Here is a 13,026-nt window from a genome sequence, read left to right on the forward strand (position 1 = left end):
ACCTTAAAAACTAATTTGCTTTTTTTGAATTAAAAACGGCCCTTATATATAAGGGCCGTTAATATTTAATAAGTTTAATTGTCTAGATATCCTCAAAACTGACATCTGTAAAACTAGAAGTGCCAGGTGAAGTTTGTTCGATTTCGGCTTCACTTTCTCCTTCTTCCTTTTTAAAATCTTTTTGATGTCTTTCTGAAATTACCTCTTGTCCTTTTTCATTGATGATAAAATCCATCATTTCCTCGACGTTTTCTTTGAACGCATCGAAATCCTCCTTATACAGGTAGATTTTATGTTTTTTATAATGGAAAGATCCATCGTCATGTGTGAATTTTTTGCTTTCTGTTATGGTTAGATAATAATCACCTGCCTTGGTACTTCTTACATCAAAAAAATAAGTCCTTCTGCCTGCGCGTAAAACTTTGGAGTGAATTTCTTCCTGTTCTGATAAATCTCTTTCGCTCATTTCGTATGTTTAGTGTCGTTATACTATCAAAAATGAAAAAAAAAACGCTATCCGACAACAATTTTCTAATTTTCTTTCTCTGAAAGCTGATTATGATAAAGCTCTTTGTAATAGCCTTCCTTGCTATTTAATTCATCGTGAGTGCCTTGTTGAATCAACTTCCCATCCTCTAATACCAGTATTTTATCCGCGTTTTTTGCGGAAGATACCCTATGGCTTACGATAAGTGTGGTTCTGTTCTGGGAAGCTCTTTTTAGATTATTGAGGATATCTTCTTCGGTCTCGGTATCTACAGCAGAAAGACAATCATCGAAAAGATAGATTTTAGGATTCTTGATCAGTGCTCTCGCGATTGATACCCGCTGTTTTTGCCCACCGCTTAAAGTGATACCTCTTTCCCCTAAAATAGTATCGTATGCTTTAGAAAAGCCCATGATGTTTTCATGTACTACCGCCTCTTTAGCAATCGTTATAATTTCTTCTTCGGTCGCGTCTTGCTTCCCGAATTTGATGTTATTCTTAATTGTATCAGAAAATAAGAAGGCATCTTGAGGTACGGCACCAATGGATTCTCTTAAGGTGGTAAGGTCAATTTCCTTTATGGGTTCGTCATCGATTAAAATTTCTCCGGAAGTCGTATCATAGAGACGTGCTACCAAATCTAGAATTGTCGATTTTCCCGAACCTGTTTTTCCGATAATAGCCGTGGTTTCCCCTTCGTTAATGGTAAAGGATAAATTTGTCAAGGCGGTTATTTCGGTATCGTCATACGTGAAACCTACATTTCTGAACTCTATTTTTCCTTTTACCGTGTGTTCATGGGTAGGCGTATTTTTAAGTTCGGGCCTTTCTTTTAGAAATTCATTGATTCTCTCTTGGCTTGCCGCTGCCGTTTGTACAATCGATGTTAACCAGCCTACAATGGCCACTGGCCATGTCAGCATGTTCACATAAAGTATAAATTCGGCAATAAGACCAACACTTATTTTTCCCGCCAAATATTGTTTACCTCCAATATAAATGACCAATATGTTACTGATTCCTATCAACAATATCATCAATGGGAAAAACCATGCATTTACTTTTGCAAGACTAACACTTTTATCTTTTCCACTATTAGCAAGAATTACTAGTTCCTCATTAGTTTGCGGCTCCAGGGCATACGCTTTTACGACCGATACACCTGAAAATACTTCTTGGGTAAAGGTGGACAGCGTTGACAAAAATTGCTGAACAATCGTACTTCTCTTATGAATCACTTTACTGATTTTATAGATCAGTACGGATAGGATTGGTAAAGGCAAAAGGGTATAGGCTGCCAAGGTTGGCGCTTTGATGAACATTAAGGGAATCAAGCAAGCAAATAAAGTAAGCGTCTGTATGCCATACATGATGGCCGGACCAGCGTACATTCGAACTTGATTCACATCCTCGCTTATCCTATTCATTAAATCGCCGGTTCTATTTTTCTTATAAAAGTTTAGGCTTAAGATTTGATAATGATCGAAAATTTCATTTTTAAGGTCATATTCGATATATCGCGAAATATTGATGATTGTCTGCCGCATGAGGAAGGTGAAAAAACCGGATAATAAAGCGGCTCCCACAATGATTAATATGAATTCCATCAATTGTGTCTGGGCTTCTGTTTTGACAATCTCAGAGTTAAGAAATTTTTCTACTACCGAAATCGATTTATTGACGTACGAGGGCATCACTAGCTGAAAAAGTCTAGCAATGATCGTAATGATGATTCCTAAAAAAAGTTTAAGCCAATATTTTTTAAAGTATTTATTAAGGTGCTTAAGTTCTTTCATAGGAAGGTCGAAAAAAGATTATAAATTCTTTGCCCAAAGATAGTTTTTTGACCTAAAACCGTATGTTATAAATTACCTAAGATAAATGCAATTGCTATTGTGACCCTTTAAATAGATACTTACCTTTGCGCCTTTAATTAACCAATTCATTAAAAAAGTTCTTTAACATGCTTACAAGAAGGCATATTAGGGTAAAGGTAATGCAGAGCATTTACGCCCTAATTCAATCCAAGGATGATTCCTTGCAAAAACAGGAGAAGTTTTTAAAAGTAAGCATAGAGAATACCTATACGCTTTATTTATTATGGCTTGGCCTTTTCATAGAAATCCAGAAAAGGGCAGCTGATCAAATTTCCCTTTCCGCTAATAAATATATTAGCGATACTACAAATTCATATCCAGATCCTAAAAAGTTTATCCAGAATAAATTTTTGCTACAAATTATTGAAAATAAAAGACTAGCGGATGAAATCACTCATAGAAAGTTAGATAATTGGTACTTGAACGAGGAGTACGTTAAAATCATCTATAAGGATATTTTGGAGAGTGAGGCCTATAAAACGTATATGGCGCAGCCAGGGAACGATTATACGGCTGATAAGGAGCTCATTATGGTTTTGTTTAAAACCATAATTGCGCCCAATGATAAAATATATGATTATTTCGAAGATGATAAATTAACATGGGTAGACGACATTCCTATTGTGAATACGTTTTTATTGAAGCATCTTAAAAAGGCCAAAGAGTCGCATCCAGAATCTTATTTTTTACCGAGTTTGTTGAAAGATGATGATGATATGAAGTTCGCCTTGCAACTGCTTTCTAGGACGTTATTGAAAGATGCGGCCTTGGAAAAGGAAATTGAAGGCAAAACTCCGAATTGGGATAAAGACCGTATTGCCGAGGTGGATAGTATTTTGTTAAAAATGGCAATTTGCGAGCTTTTACACTTTCCTTCCATACCAGAACGAGTGACCATAAACGAGTATTTAGAGATAGCCAAAGAATATTCTACCCCAAAAAGTAGCATATTTATAAATGGTATCTTAGATAAGCTTACCAAAGAATATAAAGCGGATGGAAAGCTTAATAAAATGGGTAGGGGCCTGTTATAAAAATATTTTATAATTTTACGTAAAATTGATAAATCAAAAATAGTATGAAAAAAATAGTTTTAGTTGTTGGTCTTGTATCAATGGTTGCCTTTACTTCTTGTAAAGAAAATGCATCAAGTAAAATTAAAACAGATAATGTAGCCGAGGCTGCGGTAAGAGATGAAGCCTCTAAAGCGGTTCCTGTTATGTCATTTGAAAAATCTGAGCATGATTTTGGAACTATTGAGCAAGGTACTCCGCAAGAGACCGCTTTTAAATTTACGAATACGGGTACCGCTCCTTTAATTATTACCGATGCTAAAAGTAGCTGTGGCTGTACGGTTCCAAATCCACCGAAAGATCCTATTGCTCCTGGAGAAACAGGAGAGTTGACCGTTAAGTTCAATGGTTCTGGACAAAATCAAGTAACAAAGACGATAACCGTAACGGCAAATACCGAAAAAGGCTCCGAGATTTTGAGAATAAAAGCTTTTGTTAATCCAAAAGGAGCGGCTCCATTAGGACCTGTTAAATAATTTTAAATTAAATACATACCAAATAATGGGTGATATAGGGCAGTTTCTTCCAATGATCTTAATTTTTGTGGTCGCATATTTTTTTATGATAAGACCGCAAATGAAAAGACAGAAGGATGAAAAGAAATTTTCGGCAGAGTTAAAACGTGGTGATCGTGTAATTACCAAAAGTGGTCTTCACGGGAAGGTTGTAGATATCAATGACAGTGATTTTTCCTGTATTTTGGAAACGATGGCGGGTAAATTAAAGTTCGATAGATCAGCCATATCCATGGAAATGAGCAAAAAATTAAGCGCTCCAACGAAATAAAGTTTTCACTTACATACGTACAAAAAAAACACCGATGTTCACATCGGTGTTTTTTTGTTTAAAAATGGTATATTTAGAATACTCAAAAAATCAACATAATGCATAACAGAAGAAATTTTATAAGAAAGGGCGCGGCAGGCTTAGTAATGACAGGAGCCTCATTTATGTTTCCCATGGAATTGCTGTCAATGATGCGTAAAAAAGTAGGTGCCAATGATACTATCAATGTAGGGTTGATAGGCTGTAACGGAATGGGTTTTTCAGATTTGTCCTCCTTTCTGAAAATGAGTGAAATTAATGTAATTGCATTATGTGATGTTGATGAAAATGTACTAAAAGCAAGAACGGCCGATTTGGAAAAAGCAGGTATTAAAAAGCCAAAATGGTACGGAGATTATAGAAAGTTATTAGAAAATAAAGATATTGATGTAGTCATTATCGGCACTCCAGACCATTGGCATTGTTTGCAATTAACCGATGCCATACAGGCAGGTAAGGATGTGTATTGTGAAAAACCAATTGCAAACTCTGTACAGGAAGCCAATATAATGTTAGATTTTGTACAATCTAGGGATAGAATTGTGCAGATCGGTCAATGGCAACGTAGTCAGCCTCATTTTGTGGATGCGATTAAATATGTACACTCTGGTGAATTGGGTGAAATTCGATTGGCAAAGGCATGGGCCTACCAAGGTTGGATGAAACCCGTACCTGTTGTGCCAGATGCAAAAGCACCCGCAGGAGTTGATTATAAAATGTGGTTAGGCCCGGCGCCCGATAGACCTTTTAATGTAAATAGGTTTCATTTTAATTTTAGATGGTTCTGGGATTATGCGGGTGGATTAATGACGGATTGGGGTGTGCATCTAATGGATTATGCTTTGTATGGAATGAAGGCTGAAACTCCAAAGTCGGTCATGGCTTTGGGGGGTAAGTTTGCCTACCCTGATGATGCTTCGGAAACGCCAGATACTTTACAAACGGTTTATGAATATGATGGTTTCTCAATTCTTTGGGAGCATGCTACGGGTATAGATGGAGGTAATTATGGTAGAAATCACGGTATTGCCTTTATTGGCAACAATGGAACGCTCGTATTAGACCGACAAGGCTGGGAAGTGATCCCTGAAGAAGAATTCCAAGGGTGGGGTAAAGAAGGAATCCCGAAAATGGAAGCATTTTCCTATGATAATGGTGGTTTAAGCGGGCTAGATCTGCATACCAAAAACTTCATTGAATCCGTTAAAAGTAGGGATGCTTCGACGTTAAACGCACCCATAAAAGTAGGATATGATGCGGCTTTAGTGTCACACATGGGTAATGTCGCCTTTAAAACCGGAGACCGTATTTATTGGGACGAAAAATCCGGGGCATTTAAGAACGAGGAGGCCAACCAACTTTTGAAGGCCAATTATAATAATGGATGGCAACTACCTAAATTATAGAAGTTACTTTTAGAACCTTCTTTTAAATAACAAAGTAAAAAGGCTTTGATTGAGGTAATCTCATTCAGGGCTTTTTTTATTTGGGTAAAGCGGTCAATTCACAAATTCTCACAATGACCTCTATGGCTTTCTGCATACTCTCTACAGGTACATATTCATATTTGCCATGGAAATTATGTCCTCCTGCGAAAATATTGGGACAGGGGAGTCCCATGTAACTTAGCTGAGAACCATCGGTCCCTCCTCTGATAGGTTTTATTATAGGTTTTATGCCAACATCTTCCATTGCCTTTTTTGCGATTTCTACAATGTGGTATACCGGTTCTACTTTTTCTTTCATGTTAAAGTATTGGTCCTTCAATTCCATTGTTACACTTCCTGCATTTGTATTGTTGAATTTGAAAACCAAGGATTCCAATAATTCTTTGCGTTTCTGAAAATGTCTACCATCATGATCGCGTATGATTAGACCAATTGTGGCATGTTCAATTTCGCCTTCAAAACGGTGAACATGGAAGAATCCTTCCCTTCCTTCGGTTTCTTCAGGAATTTCGTGTTTGGGTAATTCTGCAATTAACTTGTTGGCTATCACAATGGCATTGACCATTTTTCCTTTTGCATAACCAGGGTGTACACTTTTTCCGGTAATTGTTATTTTGGCACTTGCCGCGTTGAAATTTTCGTACTCTAATTCACCGATTTGGCTTCCATCCATCGTATAGGCCCATTCAGCTCCGAATTTTTCTACATCAAATTTATGGGCTCCCCTACCTATTTCCTCGTCCGGAGTAAATCCAATTCTAATAGTACCGTGTTTTATTTCAGGGTGCTTGATCAAATATTCCATAGCGGTTACTATTTCAGTAATTCCGGCCTTGTCATCCGCTCCCAGTAAGGTGGTGCCGTCAGTCGTGATCAGGGTCTGTCCTATATATTGTAATAGATCATCAAAATAGGAAGAAGAAAGAATAATGTTTTTCTCTTCGTTTAGCACAATGTCTTTTCCGTCATAATTCTCAACAATTTTAGGAAGCACATTTGTTCCTGAAAAATCGGGAGACGTGTCAAAATGGGATATAAAACCAATGGTTGGTACATCATGATCTATATTAGAAGGTAGGGTAGCCATGATATAGGCATTGTCGTCTATAGAAACATCTTTTAAGCCAATAGTTTTCAAATCCTCGACTAGTTTATGGGCCAACTTCCATTGTTTATGGGTACTAGGAGTTGTTTCTGATGTTGGGTCACTTTGGGTGTCAATGGTAACATAGCTTATAAAACGGTCAATGATATGTTGCATGGTAAAATCGATTTTATCAAAAATAGGTTTATAAATTGTAATTTAGTAGCTGTAAGATTCTGTATTTAATCCGATGACAAAAATAAGTAGTATAGTGTTGCTTGTTTTGAGTTTTATGGTTACTAATGTAATGGCTCAGGCAGATTGTATTTTAGGGGTTGGGGTAACAAACGATACCGTAATTTCTGAGGTTTTTCAACTTAATACTTTTCAAAGGGAAAAATTGGTCAATTTCAGTTCAGAGGTAAAATACAGAAACGAACTTCTAAATAATGAATTGGATAATGTGATGAACCGTCATCCACAAAGTACGGTGGCCGAATTGGGTCAATTGGCCGATAAATATAAGCGTGTAATGGACAGTATGGAACGGGTGCAAAGTATGATCGATAAAAGAATGTTGACCCTTTTTAATCCGAAGCAATATGAGTTATATCGTTCACTCTGTAAGGAGGCTTCGCGTTCTCCTTTTATAGTAACGCCTACTATTTATGCTGACAGTATAAATACTGAAAACAGGTAATTTATTCATTATCGTTTGTCAGATACAGTTTGTATTTTTGCGACAGTTAAAATCTACCTATGTACAGGCGTTTACTAAGACCAATTTTATTCCTATTTGACCCAGAGATGGTTCATCATTGGATTTTTTCAAGTATCAAATTTTTTTCCAAAATTGGATTTTCAGGCCTTTTTAAAGCTTTATTTCTTGTTGAGGATAAACGGTTGGAACGTGAAATTTTCGGTCTGAAATTTAAGAATCCGGTAGGACTTGCCGCTGGGTTCGACAAAAATGCAGCACTCTATAATGAACTATCCGATTTTGGATTCGGTTTTATTGAAATAGGCACTTTGACACCAAAGCAACAAGATGGAAATCCAAAAAAGCGCTTGTTCCGTCTAAAAGAAGACCAGGCAATTATTAACCGTATGGGTTTCAATAATAAGGGCGTTTTCGATGCGGTTGAACAACTTAAAAAGAAACATAAGGTATTGATCGGGGGGAATATTGGTAAAAACAAGGTGACTCCAAATAATGAGGCCATTAAGGATTATCTGATATGTTTCGATGCGCTTTTCGATCATGTAGATTATTTTGTGGTCAATGTAAGTTCACCGAATACACCTGGTCTTCGTGAGTTACAAGATAAAGAACCACTGACCGCTTTATTGAATGAACTTCAACTTGAAAATTCAAAATACCGTAAACGCAAAAACACCGTTCGCAAGCCTATTCTTCTCAAAATAGCACCCGACCTTACCGAAAATCAGTTATTTGATATTATAGATATTGTAAGTACAACGAAAATCGATGGTGTAATTGCCACGAATACCACTATAGCAAGGGACAATTTAAAATCGCATACGCTTTTGGTTGAGGAAGCCGGGGGTCTAAGCGGCAAACCTTTAAAAGATAGAAGTACGGAAGTTATCCGATTTTTAGCCGAGAAGAGTAAAAAATCTTTTCCTATTATAGGGGTAGGGGGAATTCATTCTCCAGAAGATGCCTTAGAAAAGTTGGAAGCAGGAGCCGATTTAATTCAACTTTGGACCGGATTTGTCTATGAGGGACCAGGATTGGTAAAAAGGATTAATAAGGCTATTTTGAACGGTATGAAGTAAAGGAATGAAATTGAAAAGTTTAAAGTCTGAAGTATGCTGTTGTTATTGAAAAAGGGAATGTATTCGAAAACAATCATGTTTCAGGGCAAAGTTTAAGATTTTACCATCAACCATCAACCATCAACCATCAACCATCAACCATCCACTATCCTTTCGTCCAATAATCAATGACCAACACATCATCTAAATAGGGCGTCAGTACGGCACCAAAGGCTTTGTGGTCTGGGTGTGGTAGATAGATTGCGCGATCTTCTTCACTTTCAAATGTTAGAAAGAAAGCATGCGTAAAACCTTTTTCCAAACCTTCAGGGCTGTTGTTCAATCCCCACTCATACCCTTTTATTTGTTCTATTTTTGAAGGAAGTGCACTAAAGGCATCTTCTACCTCTTTCATTTGTGCCTTGGTAGTTCCTTCTTTAAATTTAAAAAGCACCACATGTCTTAAAAGACTATCTGATTGGGTCATGTTGAATTTATTTATGGATGAAGTTTCTATTGCCGAACATATGGTCGAAAAACTAATGAAGAAAATGGCAAAAGAGAGGAATTTTAATTTCATGTTTTCAAATTTTTCAACAAGATATTAAAAAAATGAAGTACTTATCGATTATTCGTATTTTACAAAGCTAAAATAGTTGTTATTTGAACTACGAAACTTTATTCGCATTTTCGTCGGCTACGTTCGCCTTGTCCCTTTCTCCCGGGCCTGATAATATTTTCGTATTGATTCAAAGCATCACCAACGGTAAGAAATATGGATTGGCGACCACGGCGGGTTTAATGACCGGTTGCCTTGTGCATACTTCACTTTTGGCATTTGGAGTATCTGCGGTCATTAAAAATAATCCCAATATTTTCAATGCCATTAAAATATTTGGGGCACTATACCTTCTGTACTTGGCTTTTTCGGTTTATCGTGGTTCTGATACTATCTCATTAAAACCTGCAGATGCATCTAAACTATCGTTGTGGTCTTTATACAGAAAAGGATTTATAATGAATGTGCTGAATCCTAAAGTCACTATTTTTTTCTTGGCTTTTTTCCCTGGGTTTCTGTTTGCTGATTCATTGGATACCGTCGTTCAATTCTATATTTTAGGACTCCTCTTTATAGTGGTTTCGTCCATAGTTTTTAGCGGAATCGCTTTTCTATCCGGAACTATAGCCATTTATTTGAACAATAACAAAAGAACTGGTTTTGTTCTAAAATGGGTACAGATAATTGCCTTTGTAGGGATAGCGATCTATTTGATTTTCGCTTAGTTTATTTCCCGTTTTAATTTACAACAACTTCTTGGGAGTTTGTATTTTTACGAAATGTCAATTATGAAAACCAAAGTGATAGAATGTCCTAGAGATGCCATGCAAGGCATTAAGGAGTTTATACCCACCGACCAAAAGGTGCGTTATATTCAATCATTATTAGGCTGTGGTTTTGATACGATTGATTTCGGAAGTTTTGTTTCTCCCAAGGCCATTCCGCAAATGGTAGATACGGCACAGGTGCTTTCAAAGTTGGACCTTTCGAAGACGAATACAAAATTGTTGGCCATCGTAGCCAATATAAGAGGAGCGCAGGATGCGGTCGCGCATTCAGAAATTGATTATTTGGGATTTCCCTTTTCGATTTCCGAGAATTTTCAAATGCGGAATACGCATAAAACTATAGAAGAATCTGTTGTAACATTACAGGAAATTTTCAATATCGCAGATGCATCAGATAAAGAAGTGGTGACCTATATTTCAATGGGTTTCGGAAATCCTTACGGAGATCCGTGGAACGTTGATATCGTAGGACAATGGACCGAAAAACTTGCCAAAATGGGAGCCAAGATTTTATCGTTATCCGATACGGTGGGAACCTCTGACTCCGAAACGATCAGCTACTTATTTTCCAACCTTATTCCAAAATACCCGAATATCGAATTTGGTGCCCATATGCATACGACACCTACCCAGTGGTTTGAAAAGGTAGATGCGGCTTATCAAGCGGGTTGCCGAAGGTTCGATGGTGCCGTTCAAGGTTTTGGTGGTTGTCCTATGGCCAAGGATGAGCTAACAGGAAACATGCCCACCGAAAAGATGCTTTCGTATTTTACGGAAAAAAAAGAAGATACAGGAGTGAATTGGATGACCTTTGAAGCAGCCTATAACAAAGCTTCTGAGCTATTTTCTAAGTATTATTAATCCTTCGTTAACTTGTCTCCTAATAAATCTTTTAAAAATTTTATTTAGAATTGTTTTAAATAAAATTGTTTAGTGTTGGGGTAGGGCATAAATTTACGCCATGGTTAAAATTTTTAGTTGAACCCAGTTCAACCGAAAATAATTAGTTGGTCGTATTAAAAGGCGCTCACTAAGAGTGCTTCTATTTTTTATAAAAACAAAGTCTCAAATAATTGATATGCAGTTGAACGGTTTCTTATCTAAATTACCTAGACCCATACGCTTATTTATAGGTGCTTTTGTCATTGTTCTCTCGGTTGGATATTACACAGGGTTATCTTTTGTGGCCGAAACCAGTTCACTGAACATTCATGGTATTTCAGAAAATTATTTGGGTAATGAAGAAGATGAGGACGCTGAAATTATGAAATTCAAAAAAACGAAGCGAGAAATATTGACTATAATGCACACTCACATTCTTTCGATGTCCTTTATTTTTTTCTTGTTAGGTGGCCTAGTTTGGTTAACCAAGATTCCTAAAACGATTAAAATTTTCTTGACCGTAGAACCATTTTTATCCGTTTTGTTGACTTTTGGAGGAATTTATTTTTTGTGGCTGGGAATAGACTGGGTCAAATATCTAATAATGTTATCTGGTATTTTAATGACGTTTACATTTTCAACTTCTGCTTTAATCGTTCTTTTTCAGATAACTTTTTCAGGTAATAATCAAAGCCTTTTAAACCAATAATATTCACTATATTTGCACGCAATTAAATCCTTAATTGCCATGCAAGCCCACCAAAATAAAATTCTAGGAGAAGGTCTAACGTACGATGATGTATTATTAGTGCCGGCCTTTTCAGATGTGCTTCCTAGAGAAGTAAACATTCAGACAAAATTCACGAGAAATATAACGATCAATGTTCCGATTATTTCGGCAGCTATGGATACGGTAACCGAGTCTAGAATGGCCATTGCCATGGCCCAAGAAGGCGGTATTGGTGTTTTGCATAAAAATATGACCATTGAGCAACAAGCCTTGAAAGTAAGAAAGGTGAAACGTGCGGAAAGTGGTATGATCTTAGATCCGGTTACGCTTCCCTTGAATTCGAAAGTAAAGGATGCTAAAGCGAATATGAAGGAATTTAGCATTGGTGGAATTCCCATAGTGGATGATGAGGGAAAACTATTAGGAATTGTAACGAATAGGGATTTACGTTTCGAAAAAAACAATGAACGCCCAATTGCTGAGGTAATGACCTCAGAAAATTTGGTAACAACTGAAGAAGGTACTTCACTTTCACAAGCTGAGGAAATTTTGCAAGAACATAAAATCGAGAAGCTACCTGTTGTTACAAAGGAGAATAAACTGGTGGGACTGATTACCTTTAGGGATATTACAAAGTTGACCCAAAAACCAATAGCAAATAAAGATCAATACGGCAGGTTACGTGTTGCCGCGGCTTTAGGTGTTACAAGTGATGCAGTGGAAAGGGCTGAGGCATTAGTTAATGCAGGTGTTGATGCAGTTGTTATAGACACGGCCCACGGACATACGAAAGGGGTAGTTGAAGTTCTAAAAGCAGTGAAGAAAAAATTTCCTGATTTAGAGGTGATCGTAGGTAACATCGCCACAGGTGAAGCTGCTAAATATCTCGTTGAAGCCGGTGCCGATGCCGTTAAAGTAGGTATTGGACCTGGTTCTATTTGCACGACACGTGTAGTTGCGGGAGTTGGTTTTCCGCAATTTTCAGCAGTATTGGAAGTTGCCGCGGCGATAAAAGGTTCTGGTGTACCTGTAATCGCGGATGGTGGAATACGCTATACGGGAGATATTCCAAAGGCTATCGCAGCAGGTGCTGATACCGTCATGTTAGGGTCGTTATTGGCAGGTACCAAAGAATCTCCCGGAGAAACCATTATATACGAAGGAAGAAAGTTTAAAAGTTACCGAGGCATGGGTTCTGTAGAAGCTATGAAACAAGGTTCTAAAGATCGCTATTTTCAAGATGTAGAAGATGACATTAAGAAATTGGTACCAGAAGGTATCGTTGGGCGTGTACCGTATAAAGGGGATCTTTTCGAAAGCATCCACCAATTTATCGGTGGCTTACGAGCTGGTATGGGGTATTGTGGTGCCAAGGATATTGCCACACTTCAAGAAAATGGCAGGTTTGTGAAAATTACGGCTAGCGGCATCAATGAAAGCCACCCGCACGATGTCACCATCACTAAGGAAAGTCCTAATTATAGTAGGTAAATT

14 protein-coding genes are annotated in these 13,026 nt (G+C 37.4%); 10 read left to right on the top strand and 4 right to left on the bottom strand.

What is annotated here, in order from left to right:
* Positions 1-82: 82 nt before the first annotated feature.
* Together ACNR9Q_RS08440 and ACNR9Q_RS08445 are read right to left on the bottom strand one after the other, a co-directional pair.
* Complete coding sequence (locus ACNR9Q_RS08440; protein WP_419214164.1) at positions 83-466, bottom strand: PUR family DNA/RNA-binding protein; 384 nt, start codon at positions 464-466, stop codon at positions 83-85.
* 65 nt (positions 467-531) lie between these two features.
* Positions 532-2,283, bottom strand: coding sequence for an ABC transporter ATP-binding protein (locus ACNR9Q_RS08445; RefSeq protein ID WP_419214165.1), 1,752 nt, complete (start codon positions 2,281-2,283; stop codon positions 532-534).
* A gap of 167 nt (positions 2,284-2,450) precedes the next feature.
* Here ACNR9Q_RS08445 and nusB point away from each other — a divergent pair, with 167 nt between their 5' ends.
* The 4 genes from nusB to ACNR9Q_RS08465 all read left to right on the top strand — a co-directional run bounded on the left by nusB (position 2,451) and on the right by ACNR9Q_RS08465 (position 5,668).
* Positions 2,451-3,398 (top strand): transcription antitermination factor NusB, encoded by a 948-nt coding sequence (gene nusB / locus ACNR9Q_RS08450; RefSeq protein WP_419214166.1) that lies wholly within the window; start codon positions 2,451-2,453, stop codon positions 3,396-3,398.
* 44 nt (positions 3,399-3,442) lie between these two features.
* Positions 3,443-3,913: a DUF1573 domain-containing protein gene (locus ACNR9Q_RS08455; protein ID WP_419214167.1), complete on the top strand. Its 471-nt coding sequence runs from the start codon at positions 3,443-3,445 to the stop codon at positions 3,911-3,913.
* A gap of 25 nt (positions 3,914-3,938) precedes the next feature.
* Positions 3,939-4,223 (top strand): preprotein translocase subunit YajC, encoded by a 285-nt coding sequence (gene yajC / locus ACNR9Q_RS08460; protein WP_419214168.1) that lies wholly within the window; start codon positions 3,939-3,941, stop codon positions 4,221-4,223.
* 98 nt (positions 4,224-4,321) lie between these two features.
* On the top strand, positions 4,322-5,668 hold the full coding sequence (locus ACNR9Q_RS08465) for a Gfo/Idh/MocA family protein (protein WP_419214169.1): 1,347 nt from the start codon (positions 4,322-4,324) through the stop codon (positions 5,666-5,668).
* A 76-nt stretch (positions 5,669-5,744) separates the two neighbouring features.
* On the opposite strand, the gene pepT is transcribed toward ACNR9Q_RS08465, so the two are convergent.
* Positions 5,745-6,971, bottom strand: a complete 1,227-nt coding sequence (pepT, locus tag ACNR9Q_RS08470) for a peptidase T (RefSeq protein WP_419214170.1) — start codon at positions 6,969-6,971, stop codon at positions 5,745-5,747.
* A 73-nt stretch (positions 6,972-7,044) separates the two neighbouring features.
* Between pepT and ACNR9Q_RS08475 the strand changes: the two genes are divergently transcribed.
* Together ACNR9Q_RS08475 and ACNR9Q_RS08480 are read left to right on the top strand one after the other, a co-directional pair.
* Positions 7,045-7,494 carry a hypothetical protein gene (locus ACNR9Q_RS08475; RefSeq protein ID WP_419214171.1) on the top strand — a complete coding sequence of 150 codons (450 nt, stop codon included), beginning with the start codon at positions 7,045-7,047 and terminating at the stop codon, positions 7,492-7,494.
* 59 nt (positions 7,495-7,553) lie between these two features.
* On the top strand, positions 7,554-8,594 hold the full coding sequence (locus ACNR9Q_RS08480) for a quinone-dependent dihydroorotate dehydrogenase (RefSeq protein ID WP_419214172.1): 1,041 nt from the start codon (positions 7,554-7,556) through the stop codon (positions 8,592-8,594).
* A gap of 145 nt (positions 8,595-8,739) precedes the next feature.
* Here ACNR9Q_RS08480 and ACNR9Q_RS08485 read toward each other — a convergent pair whose 3' ends face one another.
* The gene (locus ACNR9Q_RS08485; RefSeq protein WP_419214173.1) at positions 8,740-9,153 is read right to left on the bottom strand and encodes a Dabb family protein; all 414 of its coding nucleotides are present in this window, start codon (positions 9,151-9,153) and stop codon (positions 8,740-8,742) included.
* 83 nt (positions 9,154-9,236) lie between these two features.
* Here ACNR9Q_RS08485 and ACNR9Q_RS08490 point away from each other — a divergent pair, with 83 nt between their 5' ends.
* The 4 genes from ACNR9Q_RS08490 (at position 9,237) to guaB (ending at position 13,023) form a co-directional block, all read left to right on the top strand.
* The gene (locus tag ACNR9Q_RS08490; protein WP_419214174.1) at positions 9,237-9,857 is read left to right on the top strand and encodes a LysE family translocator; all 621 of its coding nucleotides are present in this window, start codon (positions 9,237-9,239) and stop codon (positions 9,855-9,857) included.
* Between the two features lie 63 nt (positions 9,858-9,920).
* The gene (locus ACNR9Q_RS08495; protein WP_419214175.1) at positions 9,921-10,781 is read left to right on the top strand and encodes a hydroxymethylglutaryl-CoA lyase; all 861 of its coding nucleotides are present in this window, start codon (positions 9,921-9,923) and stop codon (positions 10,779-10,781) included.
* 175 nt (positions 10,782-10,956) lie between these two features.
* The gene (locus ACNR9Q_RS08500) at positions 10,957-11,511 is read left to right on the top strand and encodes a hypothetical protein (RefSeq protein ID WP_419214176.1); all 555 of its coding nucleotides are present in this window, start codon (positions 10,957-10,959) and stop codon (positions 11,509-11,511) included.
* Positions 11,512-11,550: 39 nt separating this feature from the next.
* A complete protein-coding gene (guaB, locus tag ACNR9Q_RS08505; protein WP_419214259.1) occupies positions 11,551-13,023 on the top strand; it encodes an IMP dehydrogenase in 1,473 nt (490 codons plus the stop codon).
* Positions 13,024-13,026: the final 3 nt, after the last annotated feature.

Source organism: Maribacter sp. X9 (genome assembly GCF_048537565.1).
Classification (GTDB): domain Bacteria; phylum Bacteroidota; class Bacteroidia; order Flavobacteriales; family Flavobacteriaceae; genus Maribacter.

What these genes read in the sequence shown, in the direction of transcription:
- ACNR9Q_RS08440 (WP_419214164.1), bottom strand. Translation starts at nt 466, where the DNA reads ATGAGCGAAAGAGATTTATCAGAACAGGAAGAAATTCACTCCAAAGTT.
- ACNR9Q_RS08445 (WP_419214165.1), bottom strand. Translation starts at nt 2,283, where the DNA reads ATGAAAGAACTTAAGCACCTTAATAAATACTTTAAAAAATATTGGCTT.
- nusB (WP_419214166.1), top strand. Translation starts at nt 2,451, where the DNA reads ATGCTTACAAGAAGGCATATTAGGGTAAAGGTAATGCAGAGCATTTAC.
- ACNR9Q_RS08455 (WP_419214167.1), top strand. Translation starts at nt 3,443, where the DNA reads ATGAAAAAAATAGTTTTAGTTGTTGGTCTTGTATCAATGGTTGCCTTT.
- yajC (WP_419214168.1), top strand. Translation starts at nt 3,939, where the DNA reads ATGGGTGATATAGGGCAGTTTCTTCCAATGATCTTAATTTTTGTGGTC.
- ACNR9Q_RS08465 (WP_419214169.1), top strand. Translation starts at nt 4,322, where the DNA reads ATGCATAACAGAAGAAATTTTATAAGAAAGGGCGCGGCAGGCTTAGTA.
- pepT (WP_419214170.1), bottom strand. Translation starts at nt 6,971, where the DNA reads ATGCAACATATCATTGACCGTTTTATAAGCTATGTTACCATTGACACC.
- ACNR9Q_RS08475 (WP_419214171.1), top strand. Translation starts at nt 7,045, where the DNA reads ATGACAAAAATAAGTAGTATAGTGTTGCTTGTTTTGAGTTTTATGGTT.
- ACNR9Q_RS08480 (WP_419214172.1), top strand. Translation starts at nt 7,554, where the DNA reads ATGTACAGGCGTTTACTAAGACCAATTTTATTCCTATTTGACCCAGAG.
- ACNR9Q_RS08485 (WP_419214173.1), bottom strand. Translation starts at nt 9,153, where the DNA reads ATGAAATTAAAATTCCTCTCTTTTGCCATTTTCTTCATTAGTTTTTCG.
- ACNR9Q_RS08495 (WP_419214175.1), top strand. Translation starts at nt 9,921, where the DNA reads ATGAAAACCAAAGTGATAGAATGTCCTAGAGATGCCATGCAAGGCATT.
- guaB (WP_419214259.1), top strand. Translation starts at nt 11,551, where the DNA reads ATGCAAGCCCACCAAAATAAAATTCTAGGAGAAGGTCTAACGTACGAT.